This window comes from Rhodococcoides fascians NBRC 12155 = LMG 3623 (genome assembly GCF_001894785.1).
GTDB lineage: Bacteria > Actinomycetota > Actinomycetes > Mycobacteriales > Mycobacteriaceae > Rhodococcoides > Rhodococcoides fascians.
The window spans coordinates 947,594-974,115 of the sequence record NZ_BCWW01000001.1 but is presented as its reverse complement, the minus strand read 5'-3'; the positions used below and the strand labels follow the sequence as shown (position 1 = coordinate 974,115).

Sequence of the window (26,522 nt, the reverse complement as noted above, 5' to 3'; positions counted from 1 at the left end):
CGACAGTGGCTACCGACAGCAGGCCCGCACGAGACGTTCGTGCGGGCCTGCTCGGGCTGGTTGCCGGCTCGGGCGCTAGCCGAGGATGAGCCGTTCGCCGTCGGGGCTGACGTTCACGGGCACCACGTCGCCGTCGTGCACGTCACCGGCGAGGAGGAGCTTCGCCAGCTGGTCGCCGATTGCCTGCTGAATCAGTCGGCGAAGCGGTCGAGCACCGTACAGCGGGTCGTAACCGCGTACGGCCAGCCACATCTTGGCCGGCGACGACACGTCGAGAGTCAGTCGACGAGCTGCCAGACGGTTCGCGAGGAAGCCGAGCTGGATGTCGACGATCGACTCGAGCTGGTCCTCCGACAGTGCGTCGAACACGACGACGTCGTCGAGCCGGTTGACGAACTCGGGCTTGAACGAGCGCCGCACCGCGTCCATCACTTCGTCCTTGGTACCGCCGGCACCGAGGTTCGAGGTGAGGATCAGGATCGTGTTGCGGAAGTCGACCGTGCGGCCCTGGCCGTCGGTGAGCCTGCCCTCGTCGAGCACGGCCAGCAGGATGTCGAACACATCCGGGTGTGCCTTCTCCACCTCGTCGAAAAGCACCACCGTGTACGGACGCCTGCGTACCGCCTCGGTCAGCTGGCCGCCGGCCTCGTAGCCGACGTAGCCCGGAGGGGCACCGACGAGTCTGGCCACGGCGTGCTTCTCGCTGTACTCACTCATGTCGATGCGCACCATCGCGCGTTCGTCGTCGAAGAGGAACTCCGCCAACGCTTTCGCGAGCTCGGTCTTACCGACGCCGGTGGGTCCGAGGAACAGGAACGAGCCCGTCGGACGGTTCGGGTCGGCCACCCCGGCGCGGGCCCGTCGGACGGCGTCGGACACCGCTTGCACTGCATCTTTCTGTCCGACGACTCGCTTGCCGAGTTCGTCTTCCATCCGCAGCAGCTTGGCGGTCTCGCCTTCCAGCATTCGGCCGGCCGGAATTCCGGTCCACGCCGCCACCACGTCGGCGACGTCGTCCGGGCCTACCTCCTCCTTGAGCATCACGTCGCCCTGGGCAGGTGAGTCCTCGGTCTTGGCCGCGAGTTCCTTCTCCAGGGTCGGGATCCGGCCGTACCTCAGTTCGGCGGCCTTGCCGAGATCACCGTCGCGTTCGGCACGATCGGATTCTCCGCGCAGGTTCTCGAGTTCTTCCTTGAGCGCCCGCACCGAGTCGATGGCGTTCTTCTCGTTCTGCCACCGCGTGCTGAGTTCGGCCAGCTTCTCCCGTAGGTCGGCGAGTTCCTGACGCAGCTTGTCCAGCCGGGCCTTCGATGCGTCGTCGGTCTCCTTGGCCAGGGCCATCTCCTCGATCTCGAGGCGACGGACGGCTCGTTCCACCTCGTCGATCTCGACGGGGCGCGAGTCGATCTCCATGCGCAGACGTGATGCAGCCTCGTCGACGAGGTCGATGGCCTTGTCCGGCAGGAACCGGGCCGTGATGTACCGGTCGCTGAGGGTCGCGGCGGCCACCAGGGCGGAGTCCGTGATGCGGACGCCGTGGTGCACCTCGTAGCGTTCCTTGAGTCCGCGCAGGATGCCGACGGTGTCTTCGACCGACGGCTCCCCGACGTAGACCTGCTGGAAGCGGCGTTCGAGGGCGGCGTCCTTCTCGATGTACTTGCGGTACTCCTTGAGGGTGGTCGCGCCGACGAGTCGGAGCTCGCCGCGAGCAAGCATCGGCTTGATCATGTTGCCCGCGTCCATCGCCGAGTCGCCGGTGGCTCCCGCGCCCACGATGGTGTGCAGCTCGTCGATGAACGTGATGACCTGACCGGCGGAGTTCTTGATGTCGTCGAGCACGGCCTTGAGCCGCTCCTCGAACTCACCGCGGAACTTCGCGCCGGCGACCATCGAACCGAGATCGAGGGATACGACGGTCTTGCCTCGCAGGCTTTCGGGTACGTCGCCGGCGATGACGCGTTGCGCGAGTCCTTCGACGATGGCGGTCTTGCCGACACCGGGTTCACCGATCAGAACGGGGTTGTTCTTGGTTCGCCGGGACAGCACCTGGACGACACGCCTGATTTCGGTGTCGCGACCGATGACGGGATCGAGCTTGCCTTCTCGGGCGAGCGCCGTCAGGTCGGTGCTGTACTTCTCCAGCGCCTGGTAGGTGTTCTCCGGATCCGCGCTGGTGACGCGGGCACTGCCGCGGACCGCCTGGAACGCGTCGCGCAGCTCGTTGGCTCCTGCACCATGGCCGGACAGGAGCTTGGCGACGTCGTCGTTTCCGGTCGCGAGACCCACCATGAGGTGTTCGGTGGAGACGAACTCGTCGTCCAGTTCGGTGGCCAGGTGCTGCGCTGCGGTGATCGCGGCGAGGGTTTCACGGCCGAGTTGCGGAGTGGTGGTCGAACCGGATGCCGAGGGCAGGCGATCGACGAGGTTCTGCGCTTCTCGACGCACCGTTGCGGGGTCGACGCCGACGGCCTTCAGCAATGGTGTGGCGATGCCGTCGGTCTGATCGAGCAACGCCACCAACAAATGTGCCGGACGAATATCCGGGTTACCGGCCGCGGATGCGGCCTGCAGGGCAGCCGAAAGTGCTGCCTGCGACTTCGTGGTGGGAGTGAAACTGTCCACCGGTCACCTTCTTTCCAGTGTGGGGTTCGAGCGTGTCGCTGGGTACAACCATAGACAAGTTGAGTCTGTTCCGCTCAACCTTGATTCTTTTCGTACGCAATGCCCTGATGCGCGAAAGTCTCGATCGGTCTACTTTGGTGACGGTCGAAGGTGTCAATCGGTGGGGGTGGAGGTTGCTCGACGCACGCACGGTCTCCCTGGTCCGCACCGGATTCAAGTCGGTAGCGGCTGCACCGAACGGTCCCGAACGGCTGTCCCGGTCGTTCTACGCTCACCTTTTCGCCGAGTATCCCGACTTCCGTTCCCTGTTCCCGGCATCGATGGACGCATTGCGCGAGCATTTCGTCCTGGCACTGGGGTACATCTTCGACAATCTGGACGACGCCGACCGCGTCGAGCCGTTCCTCGAACAGCTGGGCCGGGACCACCGCAAGCACGGAATTTCCGGGGCACATTTCCGGGCGGGGAGTTCGGCGCTGATCAGCGCCTTCCGGAGCTTCGCCGGCACCGAGATGTGGACCGACGAGGTCGAGACCGCCTGGCGAGATGCCCTCACCGTGGTCAGCAACGCAATGGCCGCCGCCGCCGACAACGACGAACTGCCCCCGTATTGGAGCGCGACGGTCGTCGAACATCACCGCCTGCTCGACGACCTGGCCGTGGTGCGACTGAAGACCGACGGGGAGATTCCGTACTTCCCCGGCCAGTACGTCAGTGTGCAGATTCCGCAGCGGCCCAAACTGTGGCGCTACCTGTCCCCTGCCATTCCCAGCAACCCCTACGGCGAGATCGAGTTCCATGTTCGACGCGTATCCGGGGGCTGGGTATCACCGGCGATGGTCACCGAAACGACTGTCGGCGACCGTTGGCTGATCAGCCCGCCGCTGGGCGGCATGCACGTCGATCGCACGATCGGCGAGGACGTGCTGATGATCGCCGGGGGCACCGGTTTGGCACCGTTGCGCGCGCAGGTGATGGAGATGGCCCAGCGCAGCACCAATCCGCGGGTGCACCTGTTCGTCAGTGGGACGTATCCGTGCGATCTCTACGACTTGGACACGCTGTGGCAGCTGTCGTTGTCGAATCCGTGGTTGACGGTGGTGCCGGTGACCGAGGAGCTCGAGGATCCGTGGTGGCACTCGGGTCCGACGCGCGAACTCCCGTGGGGCATGCATCATCGGCTGCACGGCCCGGTGGGCAAGGTGGTGACCCGGTTCGGCTCGTGGGCCGATCGGCAGATTCAGATCTGTGGATCGCCGTCGATGGTGCGCACCACGCTGTATGCACTGCGCAAGGTCGGTACGCCGATGGAGCACATTCAGCACGATCCGTTCTGACTGCGCTACAACACTTTTCAGCCGGGAATGATCTTTCGACCGGAGATCGACCGCGGCGGGAGGTCCTCGACGATGCCACCGACGACCAGCCGCGGTGTCCAGCTCTCGGTGACGAGTCTGCCGTCTCCGGTGATGATCGCCTCGGGATCGGGGTCGACGAGGATGGGGTATCCGGTGTCGGAGGTAGCTCCGACATTCTGCACCAACAGGCCGTTCTCGATGGTGTAGTACACGTGCACCGGGTGCAGGTCGGAGTCGAAAGCCCAAGGGCGGCCGATGAATATCACTGCGTCGCCGGTGCTGTCGAGCACCGATACGGAACCGTCTCGCTCGAGCCGTAACGCCCAGCACGCAGGCATGGATGCGGTGAACTCGAATCGATGCGGAGCCTTGGCTTCGAGCAGGTGAATCATCAACAACGCACCCTCGCGTGGGTCTCGTTGCGGCACAACTACTTCGAACGATCCACATTCGTAGAATCTGGATCCGAACGGTCCCGGTACGCCTACCCCGAGATCGTCGGCGATGGCCAATTCCAGGCGGATCGAACCGGATCCGTTCTCGGCCCGCAAGGTGATGCCCTCGGAAGGATGGGGCATCGGGGACTCGTCGCGGGGCGCGTAGGACAACACCGCTCGCAGCAGCGGCTCGGCGACCTCGGCGTCACCGTCTCGGGAATCGAACGTGCGTCGTCGTCGTCGATCGGTCATCGTCACCCCCTTCGCCTGACTCGACCAGTTTGCCACCCTCGACCCCGATCGCGCGTCCGATTCTGCGGAAAACCATCCATTCGATGCAGTGGTCTGCTAGCGCGCGTCAGGCCCCGGCAGCCGCCTTGGCGGCAATCCGCGCCTGCACTTCCGGACGCCTGAGCGGAGGCACCGTCGGAGGTGGCTGCCGCCGGTCCGGCAGGGCGTCGAGCAGCCGATGCGTCGTGGCCGTCACCTCGGCGACTGCCGTCTCGAACGCGTCACGGGTGGCGTCGGACGTCTTCTGCACTCCGCTGATCTTGCGGGCGTACTGACGCGCCGCAGCCTCGATCTCGTCGTCGGTGGCGTGTGGTTCCAATCCCCGCAGGGTGGTGATGTTTCGGCACATTCCCCGACGATAGACCCGCAGGTCACACCTCGAGAAGACCTGCGATCGCCTTCAGACACAGCTCGCGAACCTGTTCCCTCTTCAGAGTCCTGCGCTCCACCCAGTCGTGACAGACCGCGCGGACGAATGCCACCCACCCGCGGAGCGCGGCCCGGATCGTCTCGTCGTCGTGGAACTCGTCCGGCAGCGCGTCGAGAATGCGTTGCTGCTGGATGTCGAACTCGCGCGTCAGAATGTCGTTGATGCGGTCGTCTCCGAGCAGCGCGCCTCGATTGACCGCTCGGACGCCGTGCGCATGCTCGTCGGTGTAGGCGATGTAGGCGTCGAGTCCGGCGGCTATTTGCTCGAGGACCGGCAACGACGGGTCCGGGGCGGTGACGGCGAGGTTGCGCTCGGATTCGGTGCGCACGATCTCGACGAAGAACTCCCGTTTGGACGGGAAGTAGTGGTACATCAGACCCCGTGAGACCCCGGCCAGGTCTGCCACTTCCTCGATCCACACGTCCTCGTAGGGACGTTCGGCGAACAGGGTCGACCCGATCTCGATCAGCTGCGCACGCCGCTGCTCCGGTGTCATGCGTTTTCGAGGTGTGGTCATGGGGTTTCGAACCTTACTTGACACGAGTTCAACGGTGAGTACGGTCACTATTTGACACCGGTTCAACGAGTCGGTTCGGGGACTGAGGAGCGGCCATGTCGACGGAATTCGCACTACGAGACGGCGTACTACCGCATCCGCCGTATCGGTTGCCGATACTGGGCGACGTCATCGGCGTCGACCCGCGCTCGCCGATCCAGGATTCGACCGCTCTGGCCGCCCGGCTCGGACCGATGTTCGAGCGCCACATCCTCGGCAAACGCTTCGTCTTCGCCTCGGGTGCCGACGTGGTCGGCGATCTGTGCGACGAACGCCGCTTCGAGAAGTTCCTGCCGCCGGGCGTCGAGCGCCTCCGCGACATCGGTGCCGACGGCCTGTTCACCGCCTACAACCACGAGCCCAATTGGCAACGGGCCCACGATCTGCTGCGGCCGGCGTTCACCGCCGGAGCCATGCGGGGCTACCACGACATCATGGTGAACGTCGCGGACGATCTGATCGAGCACTGGACCGAGCGTTCGCGCGACGCGTCGACGACCGATGTGTCCTCGGACATGACGAAGCTGACGCTCGAGACCATCGGACGCACCGGATTCAGCTACAGCTTCGGCTCGTTCACCCGCGCCGAACCACACCCGTTCGTGTCCGCGATGGTCGGCGCACTGACGTACAACCAACGGCGGGCGTTGGTATCGATCCCGGCGTTCGCCGCGCCGCTGTTCGCCCGATCGGACCGCCGATACGAGCAGAACAAGAAGTACCTGGCCGAGGTACTCACCGACGTCGTACGTACTCGTCGACAGTCCGACGGGGACTTCACCGACCTACTGCAGATCATGATGGACGCGGCGCGCGAGGCCGACAACCCGAATGCATTGAGCGAAGCCAACATCGGCCACCAGATTCTGACGTTCTTGATCGCCGGGCACGAGACCACCTCTGGTGCATTGTCTTTCGCGCTGTACTTCCTGGCCACCCACCCCGAGGTCTTCGAACGTGCCCGGGCCGAGGTGGACGAGATCTGGGGCACCGACAAACCGGAGTTCGGCCAGGTCCCCAAACTCCGGTACGTTCGCCGAGTCCTGGACGAATCACTGCGTCTGTGGCCGACGGTTCCCGCGTTCGGACGCGGCGCACGAGCCGACACCGTCATCGGCGACGGCTACCCCATGGCGGCAGGAGACTGGGCGATCGTGCTCGCGACGGCACTGCATCGAGATCCGGTGTGGGGCGATCGGCCGGAGAAATTCGACCCCGACAACTTCCTGCCCGCTCGTATCAAAGCCCGGCCGGCGCACGTGTACAAGCCATTCGGGACGGGTGAAAGAGCATGCATCGGAAGGCAATTCGCCATCCATGAGGCCGTACTGGTTCTCGGAACCGTTCTGCAACGCTTCGACCTGCAGGCCGACCCGTCGTATCGGCTTAAAGTCACGGAGCGGCTGACCATGATGCCCGAGGGCTTTCGGGTGCAGCCCACGGTGCGCACGTAGTCAGTCCGGCAGCAGCGGTACCGATACCCCCGGGTCTCGTCCGAGCAGTACCCCGCGCGTCAGCGACGTCGACCCGAACTTCTTGTGCACCCCGTCCAACGCACGGTCGAGAGCCGACGCCTCGGGTGGTCTGCGTACCGAGGGGGCGTCGAACTGCAGTTCCAGTTGCTCGGCTCCACCCCTGTCGATGCTCGAGACCGTCACCCCGACCAGCGTGATGCCCTTCTCCGCGATCAGCGGAGCCGCCTCGTGCAGCAGCTCGAGTGCGGCATCGAGGATGTCCCGGGTGTCGGCGGTGGCGCGATCGAGGGTGTGCGATCGGGTGGCCCGAGTGAAATCGGCAAACCGCAAGCGCAACATCACGGTTCGGCCGGTCCGCTGCGCGCCCCGCATTCGGTGCGTGACGCGATCGACGAGGCCGATCAACGACGCCTCCACCTCGGCCGCGTCGTGCCGCCCGCGGCCCAGGGCCCGCTGGGCACCGATAGAACTGCGCGACTTTCCGGGCTGCACGCGGCGCGGATCTCGTCCCATGGCCAGTGCGTACAGGTGCGCTCCTGCGCCCTTTCCCAACACCGAGGCCAGCGATCTCTCGCCGTAGGCCGCGATGTCTCCCACGGTTCTGATGTCGAGTACGTGCAGCTTCTCGGCGGTGACCTTGCCGACGCCCCACAACCTTTCGATGTTCAGCGGGTGCAGGAAGTCGAGTTCACCACCGGGTGGCACCAACAGCAGCCCGTCGGGTTTGGCGAAAGCACTGGCCACCTTCGCCAGGAACTTGGTGGTGGCAATCCCGACGGTGATCGGGAGCCCGACCTGTTCGGCGACGTCGCGGCGCAGTTGCTGCCCTATGTCGAGGGCGCTGCCCGCTATCTTGCGCAGGCCTCCGACGTCGAGAAAGGCCTCGTCGATGGAGATTCCCTCGACGAGCGGCGTCGTGTCGTGAAAGACGTCGAACACGTCCTTGCTCGCCTGGGAGTACGCCTCCATACGCGGCGGCACGACGATCGCCTGCGGACAGACCGCCCGCGCCTGCCCACCGCTCATCGCGGTGCGTACCCCGAAGGCCTTGGCCTCGTAGCTGGCCGCGAGTACCACTCCCCCGCCGACGATCACCGGTTTTCCCCGCAGCCGCGGGTCGTCTCGCTGCTCCACCGAGGCATAGAAGGAGTCGAGATCGGCATGCATGATGCTCGCTTCCCCGCTCTTCGCCTTTTCGGCGCTCGACTCCACGTTTTTCATGCTCCCACGAGGCACCGACATCCCCGTTACCTGCATCGAGCCCGAAAAACACCCCGAGAAAGTGACCCAGGTCACCTGATGTGCCATTGTTGAGTCGTCGGATCACGCGAACGGCTGGAGACAACTGTGACGGCCTGGTGGCGGTGGTACGGAGCACTCGGCGTACTCGGCTGCATCGCCTACTTCGCGGTGCCCGACTCCGTCTGGTCGCAATCGATCTTCGTCGTGGTCGGGGCGTCCGCCGTCGCCGCCACGATCGTGGGAACGAGACTGAACCGTCCGCGCAACCGAACCGCCTGGTGGAGCATCGCCGCGGGCACCGCGGTGTGGGTGCTCGGCGACATCGTCTACGAGTGGCTTCACGCCGGCGGGGGCGTCGTGCCTTATCCGTCCCTCGCCGACGCGCTCTACCTCGTCGGCTACCCGATCTACGGTTTCGGACTGTTCCTGCTGGTCCGGCACAAGTGGCGGGCGAGCGAACGCGGCCACATCGCCAACAGCGCTATCGTCATGGTCGCATTCGCACTGCTCACCTGGGTTTTTGCGGTCCAACCATCGCTGGACGGGGACGGTATCTCCGGCGTTGCCGGGCTGGTCGACGTCGCCTATCCCGCGATGGACATCTTTCTGCTCGGGTTGCTCGCCCACTTCGTCGGCTCTCGTCAGTGGCGGGCACTGTCCTACCGACTGCTCACCGCGGCGGTGGTCCTGCTCGTCGTCACCGACACCGCCAACAACTTCTCCATCGTGTCCGATTCCTCGGCCGACCGCTCGCTGCTCGACGCGGGGTGGACGCTGTCCTACGTGCTCATCGGCGTCGCCGCACTCCACCCGTCGATGCGGAGAATCACCAGCCCCACCATCGAATCCGACGCCCACCTGATGGCGTCGTTCACCACACCGTCCGTCGTCGTGCTGACCGCCGCCACGCTCACCGCCCCCGCCGTGATGGTCGTCGAAGTCGTGCGCGAGAAGCCGATCGCACAATGGGGATGGGCGGTCATGCTGTGCGCGGGCATTCTGGTGGTCCTGGTGATCCTGCGCATCACCGACCTGCTGCGGCTGCTGCACATCCAGACCGTTCAGCTCCGCGCCGTCGCCGACACCGACCACCTCACCGGGCTGGCCAATCTGCGCGCCCTCGAACACCGGATCTACGGCAACGCCGGTGAATCGACATTGCTGACGGTCGACATCGACCGCTTCACCGAAATCAACGACACGTTCGGACGGGGCCTCGGAGATCAGGTGCTGGCCGCCGTCGCCACCCGTCTGCGCACGGTGGGCGATGACGCGATCCTGTTGGCACGCTTGGCCGGTGACGAATTCGCGCTGTGCGGTGAGTCGGATTCGATGGATCCCGCGGCCCTCGCCCGCGACATACTGGAACAATTCTCGACGCCGTTCGAGGTGGGCAACATGTCGTTGCTCATCGAAGCGAGCGTGGGGGTAGCGACGAACGCCCCGGCGCGCGTCGCCGAGGACGACGCCACACCCGACCGTCTGGTGCAACGCGCCGACCTCGCCGTGCAGGCCGCGAAGACCGTGCAATCGCGCGTCGCGTACTACGACCGGTCCATGGACCGGGACAAGAGCGAGCAGTTGATCATGCTGGGCGAGCTCACCGCCGCCCTCGCGTCGGATCAACTGAGACTGCGCTATCAGCCCCAGGTCGACCTGGACTCGATGACCGTGGTGGGGGTCGAAGCCCTGCTGCGTTGGCACCACCCGAGCGGAGACATTCTCTCTCCCAGCGCATTTCTGCCCACGGCCGAGCACACCGGACTGATCCGCCCACTGACCCGCTACGTTCTCGAGCAAGCCCTGGCGGAACGACAGCGATGGGCGGCATCGGGCCTGCACCTGCGCATGGCCGTCAACATCTCCACCCGAAACCTGTTCGACGACAGCCTGATCTTCCACGTGTCCCGGGTCCTGTCCGAGTTCGATTGTCCTGCTGAGCAGTTGACCTTGGAGGTGACCGAGAGCTCCGCGATGACCGACCCCGCCGGTGCCACCGAGGTGCTGGCCGGTCTGCACGCCATGGGAGTGCAGGTCGCCATCGACGATTACGGCACGGGCTACAGTTCTCTGGCCTACATCGAGCGCCTCCCGGTCCAGGAACTCAAGATAGATCGAACGTTCGTCAGCGGAATGTCGCACAACGCCACTCACGCCGCCATCGTTCGCTCGACCATCGAACTGGCGCGCACACTGGGGCTGTCGGTGACCGCAGAGGGCGTGGAGGACGAAAGGACGGTATCGGTGTTGCGTGAGCTGCGATGCGGACGGGCGCAGGGCTTCCATCTGGGCCGCCCCACCCCCGGCGAGCACCTGCCCGCCCTCGTCGACGAACTGAACGAGAACCTGAAAACTGTTATCGGAGAACGGATATCATGACCGAAGCCACACTGTCGGTATACGCGGCCATTCGATCTCGCCGCGACGTGCGAGCCGAGTTCGACGGAACCGTCGTCGACGACGACACCTTGCGCCGCATCCTCGGCGCAGCGCATCAGGCACCGAGCGTCGGTAACACCCAGCCCTGGGATTTCATAGTGGTCCGCAAACCCGACACGTTGAGCGCCTTCGCCGCACACGTCGCCGACTGCCGACAGGACTTCGCGAACAAGCTCGACTCCGAGCGCCGACAGACGTTCGACCCCATCCGTATCGAAGGGATCGAGACCAGCGGCACCGGAGTGGTGGTCACGTACGACCCGAACCGGGGAGGCCCGCACGTCCTCGGCCGCGACACCGTCGACGACACCGGATTGTTCTCGGCAGTACTGGCCATCGAAAACCTCTGGCTCGCAGCGATAGCCGAGAACGTCGGGGTCGGCTGGGTGTCGTTCTACGACGAGGCGTACCTCACCGAACTGCTCGACATCCCCGCCCCGGTGCGTCCGATCGCATGGTTGTGTGTGGGCCCGGTCGAGTCGTTCCAGGAGGTACCGGATCTCGAGCGATTCGGCTGGCGCACGGGGCGTCCACTGGACGATGCCCTGCACTTCGAGCAGTACCGCCGATCGTGAAAACCGCTCTCGCCGCGGCGACGGTCACGTGCCTCCTGCTCGTGGGGTGCTCTTCTGCCCCTGACGAATCCCCCTCGCCCGCAACCACGCCGGCAACAACTCCGGCAGCCGAACCCGCCCAGGCACCCGATTCTGCCGATCCCGTCGGAACTGTCGTTCCGCTCCCCGGGGCTCCCGAGGGCATCGTCGTGGGGACGTCGGGCATCGCCGCCGCCGGAGTACGCGAGCCCGACGGCGTGGTGCTGTTCGACGCGGCGACGGGTGCCGTCCGGCAGATGGTCCCGACGACGGGCGCACCCCGGCATCTTTCGCTGGCAGGTCCCGACGGCCCGGTCCTGGCCCCGCTCGAAGGCAGTGACGAACTACTCGAAGTGGCGCTCAACGACGGCGCGATCCTGTCCACGGCCACGGGTGTCGGACGGCAGCCGCACGACGCGGTGCTCACCTCCGGCGGCACGATCGTGGCCACCAACGAGATGGGCGGCGGGGTGATCTTCCTGCGCGAGGGATCGGTCGTGTCGGAGCTACCGCCGGGCCCGGTCCAGCCCGGTGGCGCTGCCGCTCTCGGCCCGTACGCCGCCGTCGCAGACGTGCAGGGCAACGGTGTGTGGGTCTACGACGGCGCGACCCAGCGGGAGGTGGCGCAGGCCCCGATCGGCGTCAAGCTGACCCACGCCGTGACGGTGAACGAGACAACAGCCGGGTTCGCCGATACCGACGGCGGGACCGTTCTTCTCGCTTCGGTCGACGCTGCGGGGAGTATCCGCCAGACCGCGTCGATCGAGGCCCCGGGTAATCCGTATGGACTTGCCGTCGACCGCGACCGGGCACTGCTGTTCGTGACGTTGACCGCGTCGAATCTGTTGCGCGTGGTAGATGTTTCGGACGTCTCCGCACCGCGAATCCTGGGCGACGTCCCGACCGTGACACAGGCCAACTCTGTTGCCGTGGACCCGCGCACCGGGGACGTTCTGGTGACCGGCAGCGACCCCGGCGCAACGAGTTCGATTCAGATCATCCCCCGCGCCGAGCTACCCGCGGGGTGAGTGATCACCAGCCGTAGGAGCCTGGAATGCCCTTGAACGGGCCGACCACGTCGTCGGTGATCCAGCCCTCGTAGAAACCGCCTTCTTGCGGCCGGACCGCCTCGCCGTCGATTTCGCAGTCGAGTCGGCTGGGTGAGAACGCGAGGTAGCCGGCGATCTCGGCGAACCGCGGTGTCGGGTTCTCGTAGCTCCACCCCGCGGCCGGGGCGACGGCGTCGCCGCCGTGCACGTCCCAGTACGTCGCCGCGCCTTTCCATTCGCAATGCGTCGACCGGGCCTCGGACGGCGTCAACGCACCCGGAACCACGTCTGCGGGCGAGATGTACCAGGTGGGCGGATGGCTGGTTTCGAGCACTCGGTACGCGGCGGTGGTGCGCGCGACCACCTCGCCGCCGAGCCGGACGACCAGCGAACGGTTGGAGGACTCGAGCTTCGGTGGACGGGGGTAATCCCACACCGACTCCTGACCCGGCTTCGGCTTCTCGGGAACTACGGATCTCGGCAGATTCTGGCTCATCACTCGATGGTGCCACCGGATGTCACGGAGCGTCGACGGGATAGAGATCGTCCACCCGTTCTTCGTCGAGAATCCAGCGATCGACGTCGTCCAATGGTTCGACCGTGCGCACGGACGTGAACGGAATATCGCGCGCCGGCACCTCGCGACGAACGTCCTCGACGGGTGCGGCCGGTACCGGGGTGGATGACACAGCAGACGCGGGCTCAGCCAGTTCCGGTCTCGGTTCGATCCCGGTCTGCAGCGGCACCACGTCGGCGGCCACGGTGTCGTCGTCTGCCTGCGTGAGGCTTCGGGCGTCGTCCGGGATCTCTGGATTGTTCGGCAGTTCGGCCGGCACTCGGACCAGGATGCCGAGTCCGTGGGTCGCGGCCAACAGACTGACCGGGGCGACCGTCGCGATGGCCGCCGACAGCGCCGGATGCAGTGTTCCGGCGTCGGAAATGAAGGCGTGCATGGCATTTGCGCCGATACTGACCAGAGCTGCCGTGATCAACACGCCCCAGAAAAAGCGTCGACCACTGCGTTGTTCCTCGAATTGAGCAAGCGCGATGACGGAGATCGTGGCCTGCAGGATGGTGCCGTCGACGATCACGGGCCACAGCCACGACAGCGAACGCGGGACGCCCGCCATCGTGGCGAGATCCCACAGTGCGGCAAAACTCAGCACGAACGACGCAATTCCGATGACGGTGGTGATGACGACCGCACTGACGAGCGTCGCACGCAGGACCTTGTTCATGGGTCGTCATGAAACACGAGCCCACCGACAGGTTCGGCGACGAGCACGCTGGTGGCCCCGAATCCAGTGCGCAGGTCACGTCCGGCACCGTGTGCTGCACTCCACCTCGATACTTCCGATCACGGCTCGGACGAGTGAACGCTCGATGATAACGAGGCAATCCGCTTCCAGTCTGCGCCTCCGTCGCCCCACCTTTTCACATTCGGACCATGTATCCAGCTGGAAGCAGAACCATTATGGCCACCAAGGAGCACAACGCCGGGATGGACCCCTGCGACTGAGCGTCGAGCAACGCAATGGAGACACTGCCCTAGTGCGCGATCCGCCACCGATATTGTGAGATCAGTAGCTCGCAGTACCGCGGAATCGGAAGTCATACAACATTGAGAAGCTCGTTGATCTCCGCGACGCGTTCATTCAGCGCATCACCCTCACTCCGCACACGGAGTACCACGGCAATCGTGTCTCTCAATGTCACTGAAACTGAGGGCTTTTGGTCCCTGACATCGATCGAGACGGCAATTGGCAAGTTTCGCCGCCCGAGCGCTAGCGATGTTCCCAACATTCGGTAAACGGCTATGTTGCCGGCGTCGATCCGGGCTGACGTCTCGCTCACACGCGTCACTTTCCCGTCCAGAGGCTCCAGCGCAGCAATGATGCGATCTATCGAGGTGCCTTGTGGTATCCGCGACCCGACCTTGATCGGGGCAGGAATTTGCGATGAATTGATCAGTGGTGCTGCTATCTCGCATCCTCTCGCTTGTACACCCCGCCGCCAACACATCGGCCGTTGTCATTGCCCACCACGCAACCGATTTCGTGGAGTGGAAGGCGAATGCGCCTGGCGACAGAAGCGGGCGTTTGCGGTTGCGGCTGAATAGGTTCAGCCGAGGCTCATTGCACTCCCGCCATGGCCAGTGCGGGAACGGCAACCCCGATTAATACTCCCCCGATAGCTCGTCTGACCTGCATGTTTACTCCTCGAGAAACATGAGTTGTTTCGTGCTTCTGGACGCTTCGAACATAAAACGGCACATACGTCCAAGACAAGGGTTTGAGCCAAAATAGTTCGCCAAGGTATCGAAAGTTTGAAACCTGAAGCACATCGCTTGCCGCTCAACTCCCGTTTCGGCTTCGACTCGAGCGGCGTTGTGCTCGATCTCATCGAGGAAGGCTGATCGGCCGGAAAGAGTGGAAAGGTCTCGCCAATGACTATGACAAGCGCCCCGTGGCGTCATCCCCAGCCCCAGCTGTCACGACTTCACCTGGACGCAATTCCCGCGGAGATGCTGCATGCCTTGGCAAAGGGACAGTCGATTCCCGCATCACACCACCGTGTTTCGCCCTATCTCGCCGGGGTCGAATGCCGCAGCCTGTGGCGGAGGAGAAGCAAGCAGATCATCGACATCCCCGGCGATGCATCGTGGATCACGCGGCTGATGGTCGACCCGAACGTCGCCATGGCAGTCGGCGTGGCCGGCTTCCACGGAGCTCCCGACGAGACGGGGATGGTGGAGATCGGGTACCGAGTCGATCCTGAGTTTCGTCGACGAGGCCATGCCCGACGTTCGGTAGAAACCCTTCTCGCTGTTGCACGGCAACACAAGGACGTGCGTAGTGTGCGCGCCACAGTCAGCCCGAACAACACGCCCTCGCTGGCCCTCATCGAGAGCTTCGGGTTCATCGAAGTGGGTGAGCAATGGGATGACGAGGACGGCCTGGAGATCGTCTACGAAGCCTCTGCAGCACCGGTACTGCAGGATCAAGCGGTACGAACCGCTCCGCGGTAGAAGTCTGCGCGATCGTGTGCAGACATTCCGCCCCACACGCCGTACGGCTCGTTCGCCTCGAGTGCGTGCTGACGGCATTGCTCGAGCACCGGGCAGCGACCGCAGACCTGCTTGGCGGTTCTCTCCCGCGTGGCGCGGGCACGGCCTCGCTCCCCCTCGGGATGGAAGAACACGGACGAGTCGAGACCACGACACAGACCGTCGAGTTGCCAGTCCCAGACATCTGCATTGGGAACGGGAAGTTGGACCGGCCTGGCGGGTGCGCCTCGCACCATGAGCTGTCTCCTCACTGAAAAGTGAACAAGCTCACCTTCTCGCATTCGTCGTACTTTTACAAGTCCTTTCGGTCATTCGTAGTACTTAAAATCAAGCGCGCTTGCTTGGAATATGCACTTACCGGACACTCCGCCCCGGACCTCTGCCCTGTTTCGGCCCCCGGGTGTGGATCAATGTCCCATTGCCGCACTCTGACCGACTGAATCCCGCATTGATCCGAACCCGGGTGGGGAGCAAGAGGGCAGAGGCAGGCAGCACTCAGTGGCTTTCGGACATTCCTGCGCGTTTTTCGAGTTCGACGAGGACGTGTTCGGCGATTTTGGTGGGCGGCGGGCCGATGTCGACGACGATGGCGTTCTCGTCGTCGCCGAGGGGTTCCAGGGTCGAGATCTGGGTGTCGAGCAGCGAGGACGGCATGAAGTGGTCCATCCGTGCATTCAGACGCCCGCTGATTCGGTCCTTGGTTCCGGCCAGGTGCACGAAGATCACCGGCGCCCCGTCCTTCGCCCCTGCGCTCAGTACGTCCCGATACGACCGTTTGAGTGCCGAGCACGTCACGATTCCCGATCGTCCTGTGCTGGTGTGGTCGGTGATCCACTCGGCGATGATGTCGAGCCAGGGCCATCGGTCCTCGTCGGTCAGGGGCTGACCCGACGCCATCTTCGCGACGTTGGCGTCCGGGTGCAGGTCGTCGCCCTCTTGGAGGTCCCATTTCAAGGCTCCGGCGAGGATGCCTGCCACGGTGGATTTGCCCGATCCGGATACCCCCATCACCACGAGAACCGGATGGTGCGCTCTGCCTGTCTTCTCTGCTGCCATGACTCGATACTGCTCCATCCGGTGCATCGGGATCGGACAGACGCGAGAAACCGGGCAACCCGTGGGACGATCGATCGGACATGACCGAGACCAACGATTTTCGCCAACTCCACGATTCGGTGCTCGACGAGCTCGGGCGCGACATCGTGAGTGGCGCGATCCCGAGTGGCACCCGAATCTCGGCCGACGACGTCGCCGTGCGGTTCGCCGTATCGCGAACCGTGGTGCGAGAAGTCGTTCGTGTTCTCGAGTCACTGGGCCTGCTCACCGTTCGGCGACGCGTCGGCATCACGGTGCTGGGTTCGCAGAACTGGAACTCCCTCGACCCGGTGGTCATCCGCTGGCAACTGGCCGGGCCTGCCCGCGCCGAGCAGCTGCTGCTGCTCAGCGAACTGCGGTCGGGTATCGAACCTTTGGCAGCCAAACTCGCTGCCCACCGAGCCACCCCCGAGCACTGCGGGGCGCTCACCGCTGCCGTCATCGGAATGTCCTCGACGTCGCGGTCCGCGGACTCGGAGGCCTACCTCGAACACGACTGCAACTTTCACCGCACGCTGCTGGAGGCGTCGGGCAATCCCATGTTGCGGTCGATGTCGGACATCGTCGTCGAGGTACTCGCCGGACGCACCCGCCATGCCTTGATGTCGCGGCAAGCAGACCCCGAGGCCATCCGGTTGCACGGAGTGGTCGCGTCCTCGATCCAGTCCGGTGACGCCGACGCCGCACAACGAGCGATGTTGGCCATCGTCACCAAATCCGCGAGGTCGATGTCGGCTGCTTCCGGTGTGACGCCGTCGCCCGGTCTGGTTCCCGACCAGCAGTGATGCACCGGACGCACGAAGCCAGGTACGCCGAGACGAGGTTCATCGCCTAGATTCGACGCGTGACTGCTCTCGAATTGCCGCTCGAACTTCGCCGCGCACTCGTCGGAGTCGCTCGGACTCCGCGTTTGCTCGTCGCGTCCGATTACGACGGAACCATGGCTCCGATCGTCTCCGACCCGCAAAAGGCCTTCCCGCACCCCGAGTCCGTCAGCGCCATGCGCGGGCTCGCCTCCCTCGCCGGCACCAACGCTGCGGTCATCTCCGGCCGCGCCCTCCGCGATCTCGCGATCCTCTCGCGATTGCCGTCCGAGGTGCAGCTCGTGGGCAGCCACGGCAGCGAGTTCGACGCCGGGTTCGTCAACGCCATCGACGACGACGCCAAGAAGCTCCTCACCGTCATCACCGGCGAGCTCCAAGCCATCGCCGACGCCCATCCGGGCGTGAGTATCGAAACCAAGCCGGCCAGCGTCGCACTGCACGTGCGCAACGCCGAGCCCGCCGCGGGCGAGGAAGCCCTGGCCGCCGTGCGTTCCGGTGCTGCCGCACGCGACGGCGTCCAGGTGACCGAAGGCAAGTCCGTCATCGAGCTGGCCGTCATCATCACCGACAAGGGCGTCGCCCTCGATATCCTCAGACATCAGGAAGCCTCCACTGCCGCAGTCTTTTTCGGCGACGACGTCACCGACGAGAAGGCATTCGGCCACCTGCACGGACCCGACATCGGGGTCAAGATCGGACCGGGCGATACTCTCGCCGAATTCCGCATCGACAGCACCGAGCACGTGGCACTGGCCTTGGCGTTCCTGCTCGAGGAGCGTCGGCAGTGGCTCTCCGGAGCCGACGCCCCGCGCATCGAACGACTGACGATGTTGGCCAGCCCCAACGCCGTCGCGCTGCTCACTCCCGATGCCGACGTCACCTGGCTCTGTCACCCCGAGCCCGATTCGGCAGCGGTGTTCGCACACCTGCTCGGCGGCGATCAGGCCGGACACTTCAGCATCGGACCCGTCCGCGCATCGCTTCCGTTGAGCCAGCAGTACGTGGACGGCACGATGACCGTGCAGACCAAGTGGGCCAGCCTGCAGGTCACCGACTACCTCCCGCACGACATCGGCCAGGGCCAGACCGCGCTGACCCGCGTCATCACCGGCAAGGCATCGGCCATCGTCACGTTCGCGCCGCGTCCGGAGTTCGGAAAGGCGTGGGCATCACTGGAACCCGACGTGGACGGACTGCGCATCCTCGGCACCGCGGACCCGATGGTCCTGCGGAGCCCCGGCGTCACCTGGAACATCGTCTCCGACGGATCCCAGCAGTCCGCCCACGCCGAGGTCGACCCGTCGAACGGGCCGATAGTTCTCGAATTGCGGCTCGGCACAGACGATCTGAGCGAGCACCCGTGGCCCGAGGTCGAACGGCGTCGAGCATCGGAGTCGTACTGGAAGGACTGGGCCGACGGCCTGAATCTGCCGCCGCTCAAGCGCGACCTGATGAAGCGATCGGCCCTGACCTTGCGTGGCCTCGTGCACTCCGAGTCCGGTTCGATCATGGCTGCCGCCACCACCTCGCTGCCCGAAGACATTGGTGGAGTGCGCAACTGGGACTACCGATACTGCTGGCTGCGCGACGCAGCATTGACCGCGACCGCACTGGTCGACGTCGGATCGACAGCCGAGGCCGAGAACTACCTGTCGTGGATCCACGGGGTACTCGAATCGGTGTCGGGACCCGAACGCCTGCACCCGCTCTACACCATCTGGGGCCTGGGCCTGCCACCCGAGGCCGTCATCGACGAGCTGCCCGGCTACGCGGGTTCACGTCCGGTCCGCGTGGGAAACGCTGCCAACCAACAGGTTCAGCTCGACGTCTTCGGGCCCATCGTCGAATTGGTGTCCGCCCTCGCACACGCCCGCAAGGCCGCGGGGTCCGAGAACGGCCTCTCCGACGACGACTGGGACCTCGTCCGCGCGATGGTCGAAGCCGTCGAGCGACGCTGGTTCGAACCCGATCACGGCATCTGGGAGATCCGAGACAATCCCCGCCACCATGTCTACTCGAAGGTGATGGGCTGGACGACGGTGGACCGCGCCATCGGTCTGGCCGAAACCTTCGGCCGCACAGCCGAATCGAGCTGGTCCGAGCTTCGTGACACCATCCGAGAAGAAGTGCTCGCCAACGGTTGGAACGACGAAGTGCAGTCCTTCACCGCCGCATACGACGGCACCGACCTCGACGCCGCGACGCTGTACATCGGCCTGTCCGGACTGATCGAGCCGTCGGACCCGCGTTTCGCAGCCACCGTTACCGCAACCGAAGCCGAACTGCGCAGCGGATCGACGGTCTACCGCTACCGCCACGACGACGGCCTTCCCGGCGGCGAGGGCGGATTCCACCTCTGCGCAGCGTGGCTCGTCGAGGCATACCTGCTGGTGGGCCAACGCGCCGAGGCCGAGGCTCTGTTCGCTCAACTCGTCAGCGCCGCCGGACCGACCGGACTGCTCAGTGAGGAATACGACCCGATTGCCGAACGATCGCTTGGCAACCACCCCCAGGCCTACAGTCACCTTGGTCTGCTGCGCTGCGCGAGATTGCTCAGCGCTCAGCCTGCATGACCCCCCGCCCCGCCTCGCGCACCCGGTTCACTCCTCCCCAGTTGGGATCAATGCGCCTTTGTTGCACTCAGACTGACTGAAACCCACATTCATCCCGAACGGGGTTCCAGCCGACACTGAATGAATGTGGCTTTGTTGCACTCTGAGTGACTGAAACCCACATTGATCCCAAAAGGGGCGCAGATCTGGAGTGAGCGCGCGAGGGCAGCTGGTCAGGCAATTGCGGGCGGCTGAGCCGGCGGCGGTGCTGCGGTGCGGCCGCGGAAGAGTTCGGTCGGGAGGGTTTCGGCGGCGACGATGCCCGAGTGCGAGGACGAGAGCACCAGTTTGCCTGCGCGGCGGCCTTTTTCCTCGGCGTCCTGGCGCACGGTGGTCAGGTTCTCGCGAATGGCGTCGGAGATGCCGTCGAATCCGGTGACCGAGAGTTGGCTCGGCACATCGATTCCCGAGACTCTGGCGAAGTTGAGTGCACCGAGGGCGATGACGTCGGTGGTGCAGAGCAGTGCGGTGGTCTCGCGGTTGGCCTGTAGTGCCTGGGCTGCGGCGGAGTGGCCGGAGCGCACGGTGTGGTCGAATCGTTCGACGACGGTGAGGGTGTCGGGGTCGAGTCCGGCGTCGATCATGGCGGCCTGGACTCCGGCGATGCGTTCACGTTGGACGTGGAAGTGACTGTCGGCCAGCCGCCCCGGGGGTACGACGCCATCGCGGCGGTCGCGTCCGAGCCGCATGCACAGCACTGCAAGATGTTCGTGTCCCAGCGAGATCAGATGTGCGGCGAGCATTTTCATGGCGACGCGGTCGTCGATTGCGACGAGGGCGGCCTCGGGGATGTTGCGGGGTTGGTCGCACACGACGATGGGTAGGTGTCGTTCGCGCACTGCGGCCAGGTAGGGGTCGTCGTCGGCGACGGAGTAGACGACGAATCCGTCGACTCCTGCTTGTTGGACGACGGCTGCGGCTTGGACGTCGTCGCGTTCGGCTCCGGCGGGGATGAGCAGCAGCCCTTGTCCTGCGGCCTCGCAGGATTCGGCGAGACCGGCGAGGAAGCTCATGGCGGCGGGGTCGCGGAAGGAGTAGCTGAGGGCTTCGGTGAGCAGTAGTCCGATGGCTCCGGCTTTGCGGGTGCGCAGCGATCGCGCGACCGGGTCCGGGCCTGCGTAACCGCGTCGCTTGGCTGCCTGGAGAACGCGTTCGCGCAGTTCGGGCGAGAGTTGATCGGGTCGGTTGTAGGCGTTCGAGACGGTGGTTCGCGATACCTTCAGCTCGGCTGCGATCGACGCCAACGTCGCTTGACGTCGGGGCTCGCTTGACCTGGCCATAACCGGGACGTTAGTCCCACACCACGCTGCAGTGAAAATCGAGGTTGGGCTCGTCCGATTCGATACCGAGCCCGCCCGAGAGCTAGAGTACAACGGTAACGGTTTCCATTAGCGTCAAGCACTGCCTTCAGGAGTACATCGATGTCGTCCTTCCACCGCCCGTCTCGGGTCAAGAGCTCGGCCCTCATCGGCCTGACCTGCGCTGCCGCGCTGGCACTGACCGCCTGCAGCTCCAACGAGCCGACGAGCACCGAGTCCGCACCGGCCAACCCCGTCGACGGTCCGATCACGATCGTCGCGTCCACGAACGTGTGGGGCAGCGTTGCCGAGGCCGTTGCGGGCGACCTGGCCACCGTGAAGTCGATCATCGCCGACCCGTCGGCAGATCCACACTCGTACGAGGCGAGCCCCGGTGACGCCGCCGCGGTTGCCGAGGCGTCCTTGGTGGTCTACAACGGCGGTGGCTACGACCAGTTCATCGAGGACATCCTCGGCTCCGAGGGCAAGGACGTGCCGTCCGTCGATGCCTTCACGTTGCTCGACGCGGACCACGATCACGACTCCGAGACGACGTCCGAGGCAGCAACCGAGCCCGCAACCGAGCCCGCGACCGAAGACGGCCACTCGCACGGTGAGGTCAACGAACACGTCTGGTACAACGCCGAGGTCGCAGCGCACACCGCCGAGGAGATCGCCGACAAGCTCGGTCAGCTCGACCCGGACAACGCCGCGCAGTACACCGCCAACGCCGACGCGTTCCACGAGCAGATCCACGCCATCACCGACGTGACGGACCGGATCGCCGCCGAGTTCCCGAACGCACCGGTGGCCCAAACCGAACCGATCGCGCACTACCTCCTCGAGGAATCCGATCTCGACGACCGCACTCCCGAGGACTTCAAGGACGCCATCGAGGAGGGCAACGACCCGTCGCCCGCATCGATCGCCGCGACACGGGATCTGTTCACGTCCAAGTCCGTCCGCGCGCTGGTCTACAACACTCAGACCGAAGACGCTGTCACACAGGACATTCGCACCACCAGCGAGGCTGCGGGCATCCCCGTCGTCGAGGTCACCGAAACTCTGCCCGCCGGGATGACGTTCATCGAGTGGCAGACCAAGGCCGCGACGGACCTGCAGGCCGCGCTCAGCACCAACCCGTGAGCCGATCCGCCTCCCGATCGGTGGGCAGCTGATGGAAAGCTGTAACGCATGCCTGCTGTAGAACTGCGCGATGCCGGACTGGCCTTCGGCGACCGCACACTCTGGCAGAACCTGGATCTGTCCGTCGCGGCGGGCGAGTTCGTCGCCGTCCTCGGCCCCAACGGGTCGGGCAAGACGTCGTTGCTCAAGGTGCTGCTCGGTCAGAACCACCTCACGTCCGGCACCGCGTCGATCGGCGGCAGTCCCGTTCGCCGCGGCCAGTCGGGCGTGGGGTACGTCCCACAGCAACGCAACATCGACGACGATCTGCCGCTGCGCGGACGCGATCTCGTCGGTCTGGGCTGGGACGGCCACAAATGGGGCATGGGACTGCGCGGCATGCGGCAGCGCAAGGAGACGGTGCAGCGCGCCATCGATCAGGTCGACGCCAATTCCTTCGCCGGCGCACCGGTCGGCTCGATGTCCGGTGGTGAACAGCAGCGACTGCGGATCGCCCAGGCACTCGTCGGAGATCCGTCGGTACTGCTGTGCGACGAGCCCCTGCTCAGCCTCGACCTCGCCAACCAATCGTTGGTCTCCGGCCTCATCGATCGCCGACGGCGGGAGCACGACACAGCCGTGTTGTTCGTGACGCACGAGATCAACCCGATCCTTCCGCTCGTCGACCGCGTCGTCTACATCGTCGACGGCCGGTTCCGGATCGGGACTCCCGAGGACGTCATGACCACCGAGGTGTTGTCCGAGCTGTACGGCACCGAGGTCGAGGTGTTGAAGGTTCGCGGTCGGCTCGTCGTCGTCGGAACCGGCGACTCGATCGATGCGCTCGGCTCGGCCGGCGCCCACCACCCACCCGTACCGCACGACGGAGAAGACAAGGCATGAACGAGAAGGTTCTCGACGCATTCTCGAAAATGCTCGACTTCGACACCACGGCGAATCTGCTGAGCTACGACTTCGTTCAGCAGGCGTTGATCGCCGCTGCCATTCTCGGATTGCTCGCCGGCGCGCTCGGACCGCTCATCGTCAGTAGGCAGTGGGCCTTCGCGGTACACGGATCGAGTGAACTCTCCCTCACCGGTGCGTCCGCTGCACTGCTCGTCGGTATCACCGTCGGGCTCGGGGCCATCGTCGGTTCCGTCGTCGCCGCGGTGATGTTCGCCCTCCTCGGCAACAAGGCCCGCGACCGCGACTCGGTCATCGGCGTCATCATGTCGTTCGGCCTCGGCCTGTCGGTGCTGTTCATCTGGCTGTACCCGGGCCGAACCGGCACCAGCTTCTCGTTGCTCATCGGCCAGATCGTCGGCGTCGGGCAGAGCGGAATCCAGCTGCTGCTGGTGTGCGCCGTTCTCGTGCTGATCGTGCTCACCGTGGTCTATCGCCCGCTGCTGTTCGCCAGCACCGACCCCGAGGTGGCCCTGGCGCGCGGCGTCCCCGTTCGCGCACTCTCGGTCGTGTTCGCCGTACTCGTCGGGGTTGCCTGCGCACTCGGCGTGCAGATCGTCGGCGCGCTGCTGGTGCTCTCGCTGCTCATCACCCCTGCCGCGGCCGCCGCGCGGGTCACGGCCAGCCCGCTGAAGGCGACGCTGCTGTCCATCCTCTTCGCCGAGATCGCCGCTGTCGGTGGCATCTTGCTCTCGCTCGCCCCTGGCCTCCCGGTCTCGACTTTCGTCACGACCATCTCGTTCGTCATCTACCTCGTGTGCCGCGGCATCGGGGCAACCCGCAAGGCCAATTCCGGACGGCTCGTCGCCGCCTAGACTGTCCAAGGTGACGGCCATCGATCTCAACGCCGATCTCGGCGAAAGCTACGGTGCGTGGACTCTGGGCGACGACGACGCGATGCTCGCAGTGGTGTCCAGTGCCAACGTCGCGTGCGGCTTTCACGCCGGTGATCCGACCACTCTGCTGCGCACGTGTCGCTCGGCTGCGAACGCAGGCGTGCGGATCGGGGCTCAGGTCGGCTATCAGGACCTCGCCGGATTCGGTCGACGCTTTCTCGACGTCACCCCCGCAGATCTCACCGCCGACGTCATCTATCAGATCGGTGCCCTCGACGGCCTTGCCCGAGTTGCCGGTTCGGCCGTCACGTACGTCAAACCGCACGGTGCGCTGTACAACGCGATCGTGCATCACCGCGAGCAAGCGAAAGCCGTCGCCGAGGCAGTCGCCGCGTACGACCCGCACCTGCCGGTACTCGGACTGCCCGGTTCGGCATTCCTCGACGAAGCCGAACGCGTCGGGTTACGCACGGTCGCAGAGGCTTTCGCCGATCGCGCCTACACCCCACAGGGAACTCTGGTCTCGCGCTCGGAACCGGGAGCCGTGCTCGGCGACCCGGAGGCGGTCGCCAAGCGGGTACTGACGATGATCACCGACGGTACGGTCGAAGCAGTGGACGGCACAACGGTCGAAGTCCGCGCCGAATCGATCTGCTTGCACGGCGACTCCCCCGGCGCGGTGGCGATGGCGGATGCCGTGCGGGATCTGTTGCGCGTCAACGCTGTCGACATCACACCCTTCGTCTGATGCGCCTCCTACCCGCAGGCGAGAACGCGCTGCTGATCGAGTTCGCCGACCTGCCCGAGACCATGTCGTACCACCGGTCCATGGTCCGCGAACGGCCGGACGCGGTCGTCGATCTGGTCCCTGCCGCCCGCACCGTGCTGGTGATCTTCGACGGGGCACCGGCACCGATACTCGAGTGGGTCGCGGCGCTGGAACCCGCTGTCGACGACCCCACTGCCGCATCCGAGGCGGTCACGATTCCCGTCTCCTACGACGGCGCAGATCTCGACGACGTCGCCCGCCTGACGGGCCTGTCCGTCGCCGAAGTGGTTGCAGCGCATACGCAACAGACCTGGACGGTCGCGTTCGGCGGCTTCGCGCCCGGCTTCGGCTACCTCGTCGGCACCGACACCCGACTGCACGTGCCGCGGCGTGATTCACCGCGCACCAGCGTCCCGGCAGGCGCAGTGGGTCTGGCCGGCGAGTTCTCCGGCATCTACCCGCGATCCTCACCCGGGGGATGGCAGCTGATCGGCCGCAGCGACGTGACGCTGTGGGACAGTGAGCGCACTCCACCGGCACTGCTCACACCCGGCACCACCGTCCGATTCGAGTCGACATGAAGACCCTGACCGTCCTGCAGACGGGACCGCTGTGCACCGTCCAGGATCGTGGACGACGTGGCCACGCGGCGGTGGGCGTCGGACGGTCCGGTGCAGCGGATCTGCGTTCACACGATGCGGCAAACCGTCTGGTGGGCAACGACTTCGGGGCCGCCACCCTGGAAGTGACGTTCGGTGGCCTGCAGGTCCGAGCCGAGTTCGACGCCGTCATGGCCGTCACCGGAGCGCACGTGATCTGCCGCGTGGACGGCACCGTGCAGGGACTGCATTCGACGCTCGTGGTCCGAGCCGGGCAGGAGTTGACTCTGTCGCCGCCCACATCGGGTCTGCGCAGCTACCTCGCCGTCCGGGGAGGCATCGACGTCCCTCCGGTTCTCGGCAGCAGATCGACGGACACGATGTCGGGCCTCGGGCCCGATCGACTCTCCCCCGGGACGGTGCTCCCGGTCGGCGACGCCACAGACCAGTGGCCTGCAACGGATTTCGTAGTACCGAACCCGCTCGAGCAGACACTGCACATCACGTTCGGCCCGCGCGAGGACTGGTTCACCGAGCATGCCCGATCGGTTCTGGTGCAGCAGCCATGGACGGTCACGCAGGATTCGGATCGCGTCGGCATCAGGCTCGACGGCGTGGAGCCCTTGACCCGCGCGGTCGACGACGAATTGCCCAGCGAGGGAATGGTTCTCGGGGCACTACAGGTGCCACCATCAGGACAGCCGGTGTTGTTTCTCGCCGACCATCCCGTCACGGGCGGCTATCCGGTGATCGCCGTCGTCACCGCGAACGATGTGTCCGCCGCCGCGCAACTGACCCCCGGAACGCGAATCCAGTTCCGCGCTGTCGGCTGATCCCGACCC

24 protein-coding genes are annotated in these 26,522 nt (G+C 65.5%); 14 read left to right on the top strand and 10 right to left on the bottom strand.

The window, feature by feature from the left end; genetic code table 11:
• Positions 1–75: 75 nt before the first annotated feature.
• Complete coding sequence (gene clpB / locus RFA01S_RS04880) at positions 76–2,622, bottom strand: ATP-dependent chaperone ClpB (protein WP_032406553.1); 2,547 nt, start codon at positions 2,620–2,622, stop codon at positions 76–78.
• A 173-nt stretch (positions 2,623–2,795) separates the two neighbouring features.
• On the opposite strand from clpB, the gene RFA01S_RS04875 reads away from it, so the two are divergent.
• On the top strand, positions 2,796–3,959 hold the full coding sequence (locus tag RFA01S_RS04875) for a globin domain-containing protein (RefSeq protein WP_032406643.1): 1,164 nt from the start codon (positions 2,796–2,798) through the stop codon (positions 3,957–3,959).
• 17 nt (positions 3,960–3,976) lie between these two features.
• Here the strand turns inward: RFA01S_RS04875 and RFA01S_RS04870 are convergent, their stop codons facing one another.
• From RFA01S_RS04870 to RFA01S_RS04860, 3 genes are all read right to left on the bottom strand, one after another.
• Entirely contained in the window at positions 3,977–4,669 is a 693-nt protein-coding gene (locus RFA01S_RS04870; RefSeq protein ID WP_032406554.1) for a hypothetical protein, read from the bottom strand.
• Between the two features lie 106 nt (positions 4,670–4,775).
• Positions 4,776–5,057, bottom strand: coding sequence for a DUF2277 domain-containing protein (locus RFA01S_RS04865; protein ID WP_032406555.1), 282 nt, complete (start codon positions 5,055–5,057; stop codon positions 4,776–4,778).
• Positions 5,058–5,079: 22 nt separating this feature from the next.
• Positions 5,080–5,655, bottom strand: coding sequence for a TetR/AcrR family transcriptional regulator (locus RFA01S_RS04860; protein WP_032406556.1), 576 nt, complete (start codon positions 5,653–5,655; stop codon positions 5,080–5,082).
• Between the two features lie 95 nt (positions 5,656–5,750).
• Here RFA01S_RS04860 and RFA01S_RS04855 point away from each other — a divergent pair, with 95 nt between their 5' ends.
• Positions 5,751–7,148 carry a cytochrome P450 gene (locus tag RFA01S_RS04855; RefSeq protein ID WP_032406557.1) on the top strand — a complete coding sequence of 466 codons (1,398 nt, stop codon included), beginning with the start codon at positions 5,751–5,753 and terminating at the stop codon, positions 7,146–7,148.
• Here the strand turns inward: RFA01S_RS04855 and dinB are convergent, their stop codons facing one another.
• Complete coding sequence (gene dinB, locus RFA01S_RS04850; protein WP_052060524.1) at positions 7,149–8,390, bottom strand: DNA polymerase IV; 1,242 nt, start codon at positions 8,388–8,390, stop codon at positions 7,149–7,151.
• A gap of 126 nt (positions 8,391–8,516) precedes the next feature.
• Between dinB and RFA01S_RS04845 the strand changes: the two genes are divergently transcribed.
• The 3 genes from RFA01S_RS04845 to RFA01S_RS04835 are packed head-to-tail and all read left to right on the top strand — an operon-like array spanning position 8,517 to position 12,471.
• Positions 8,517–10,790 (top strand): putative bifunctional diguanylate cyclase/phosphodiesterase, encoded by a 2,274-nt coding sequence (locus tag RFA01S_RS04845; protein WP_032406558.1) that lies wholly within the window; start codon positions 8,517–8,519, stop codon positions 10,788–10,790.
• Between the two features lie 11 nt (positions 10,791–10,801).
• Positions 10,802–11,425 (top strand): 5,6-dimethylbenzimidazole synthase, encoded by a 624-nt coding sequence (gene bluB, locus RFA01S_RS04840; RefSeq protein WP_174557217.1) that lies wholly within the window; start codon positions 10,802–10,804, stop codon positions 11,423–11,425.
• Positions 11,422–12,471 carry a YncE family protein gene (locus RFA01S_RS04835; RefSeq protein ID WP_032406560.1) on the top strand — a complete coding sequence of 350 codons (1,050 nt, stop codon included), beginning with the start codon at positions 11,422–11,424 and terminating at the stop codon, positions 12,469–12,471. The genes bluB and RFA01S_RS04835 overlap by 4 nt, the downstream gene beginning before the upstream one ends.
• Before the next feature lie 4 nt (positions 12,472–12,475).
• On the opposite strand, the gene RFA01S_RS04830 is transcribed toward RFA01S_RS04835, so the two are convergent.
• Together RFA01S_RS04830 and RFA01S_RS04825 are read right to left on the bottom strand one after the other, a co-directional pair.
• Entirely contained in the window at positions 12,476–12,988 is a 513-nt protein-coding gene (locus RFA01S_RS04830) for a DUF427 domain-containing protein (RefSeq protein WP_032364925.1), read from the bottom strand.
• Between the two features lie 22 nt (positions 12,989–13,010).
• Complete coding sequence (locus RFA01S_RS04825; protein ID WP_032406561.1) at positions 13,011–13,730, bottom strand: DUF2637 domain-containing protein; 720 nt, start codon at positions 13,728–13,730, stop codon at positions 13,011–13,013.
• Between the two features lie 1,208 nt (positions 13,731–14,938).
• Between RFA01S_RS04825 and RFA01S_RS04820 the strand changes: the two genes are divergently transcribed.
• On the top strand, positions 14,939–15,520 hold the full coding sequence (locus tag RFA01S_RS04820) for a GNAT family N-acetyltransferase (RefSeq protein ID WP_032406562.1): 582 nt from the start codon (positions 14,939–14,941) through the stop codon (positions 15,518–15,520).
• Here RFA01S_RS04820 and RFA01S_RS04815 read toward each other — a convergent pair.
• Both RFA01S_RS04815 and RFA01S_RS04810 read right to left on the bottom strand, forming a co-directional pair.
• Positions 15,493–15,795, bottom strand: a complete 303-nt coding sequence (locus tag RFA01S_RS04815; protein WP_032406563.1) for a WhiB family transcriptional regulator — start codon at positions 15,793–15,795, stop codon at positions 15,493–15,495. The two genes, RFA01S_RS04820 and RFA01S_RS04815, sit on opposite strands and share 28 nt — an antisense overlap.
• 259 nt (positions 15,796–16,054) lie before the next feature.
• Positions 16,055–16,615, bottom strand: a complete 561-nt coding sequence (locus RFA01S_RS04810) for a gluconokinase (RefSeq protein ID WP_027494330.1) — start codon at positions 16,613–16,615, stop codon at positions 16,055–16,057.
• 80 nt (positions 16,616–16,695) lie between these two features.
• Here RFA01S_RS04810 and RFA01S_RS04805 point away from each other — a divergent pair, with 80 nt between their 5' ends.
• Positions 16,696–17,439 (top strand): FadR/GntR family transcriptional regulator, encoded by a 744-nt coding sequence (locus RFA01S_RS04805; protein WP_027494331.1) that lies wholly within the window; start codon positions 16,696–16,698, stop codon positions 17,437–17,439.
• Positions 17,440–17,498: 59 nt separating this feature from the next.
• Entirely contained in the window at positions 17,499–20,051 is a 2,553-nt protein-coding gene (gene otsB / locus RFA01S_RS04800; protein WP_032406564.1) for a trehalose-phosphatase, read from the top strand.
• Positions 20,052–20,263: 212 nt separating this feature from the next.
• Here the strand turns inward: otsB and RFA01S_RS04795 are convergent, their stop codons facing one another.
• A complete protein-coding gene (locus tag RFA01S_RS04795; protein WP_032364921.1) occupies positions 20,264–21,370 on the bottom strand; it encodes a LacI family DNA-binding transcriptional regulator in 1,107 nt (368 codons plus the stop codon).
• A gap of 141 nt (positions 21,371–21,511) precedes the next feature.
• Between RFA01S_RS04795 and RFA01S_RS04790 the strand changes: the two genes are divergently transcribed.
• The 6 genes from RFA01S_RS04790 to RFA01S_RS04765 are packed head-to-tail and all read left to right on the top strand — an operon-like array spanning position 21,512 to position 26,513.
• Complete coding sequence (locus RFA01S_RS04790) at positions 21,512–22,534, top strand: metal ABC transporter solute-binding protein, Zn/Mn family (protein WP_032406565.1); 1,023 nt, start codon at positions 21,512–21,514, stop codon at positions 22,532–22,534.
• A 48-nt stretch (positions 22,535–22,582) separates the two neighbouring features.
• Positions 22,583–23,416, top strand: a complete 834-nt coding sequence (locus RFA01S_RS04785; protein WP_027494335.1) for a metal ABC transporter ATP-binding protein — start codon at positions 22,583–22,585, stop codon at positions 23,414–23,416.
• Complete coding sequence (locus RFA01S_RS04780) at positions 23,413–24,291, top strand: metal ABC transporter permease (protein ID WP_032364918.1); 879 nt, start codon at positions 23,413–23,415, stop codon at positions 24,289–24,291. The genes RFA01S_RS04785 and RFA01S_RS04780 overlap by 4 nt, the downstream gene beginning before the upstream one ends.
• A gap of 10 nt (positions 24,292–24,301) precedes the next feature.
• Positions 24,302–25,060, top strand: coding sequence for a LamB/YcsF family protein (locus tag RFA01S_RS04775; RefSeq protein WP_032406566.1), 759 nt, complete (start codon positions 24,302–24,304; stop codon positions 25,058–25,060).
• Entirely contained in the window at positions 25,060–25,662 is a 603-nt protein-coding gene (locus tag RFA01S_RS04770) for a 5-oxoprolinase subunit B family protein (protein WP_032406567.1), read from the top strand. Before RFA01S_RS04775 ends, RFA01S_RS04770 begins: the two co-directional genes overlap by 1 nt.
• Positions 25,659–26,513: a 5-oxoprolinase subunit C family protein gene (locus RFA01S_RS04765; protein ID WP_032406568.1), complete on the top strand. Its 855-nt coding sequence runs from the start codon at positions 25,659–25,661 to the stop codon at positions 26,511–26,513. The genes RFA01S_RS04770 and RFA01S_RS04765 overlap by 4 nt, the downstream gene beginning before the upstream one ends.
• Positions 26,514–26,522: the final 9 nt, after the last annotated feature.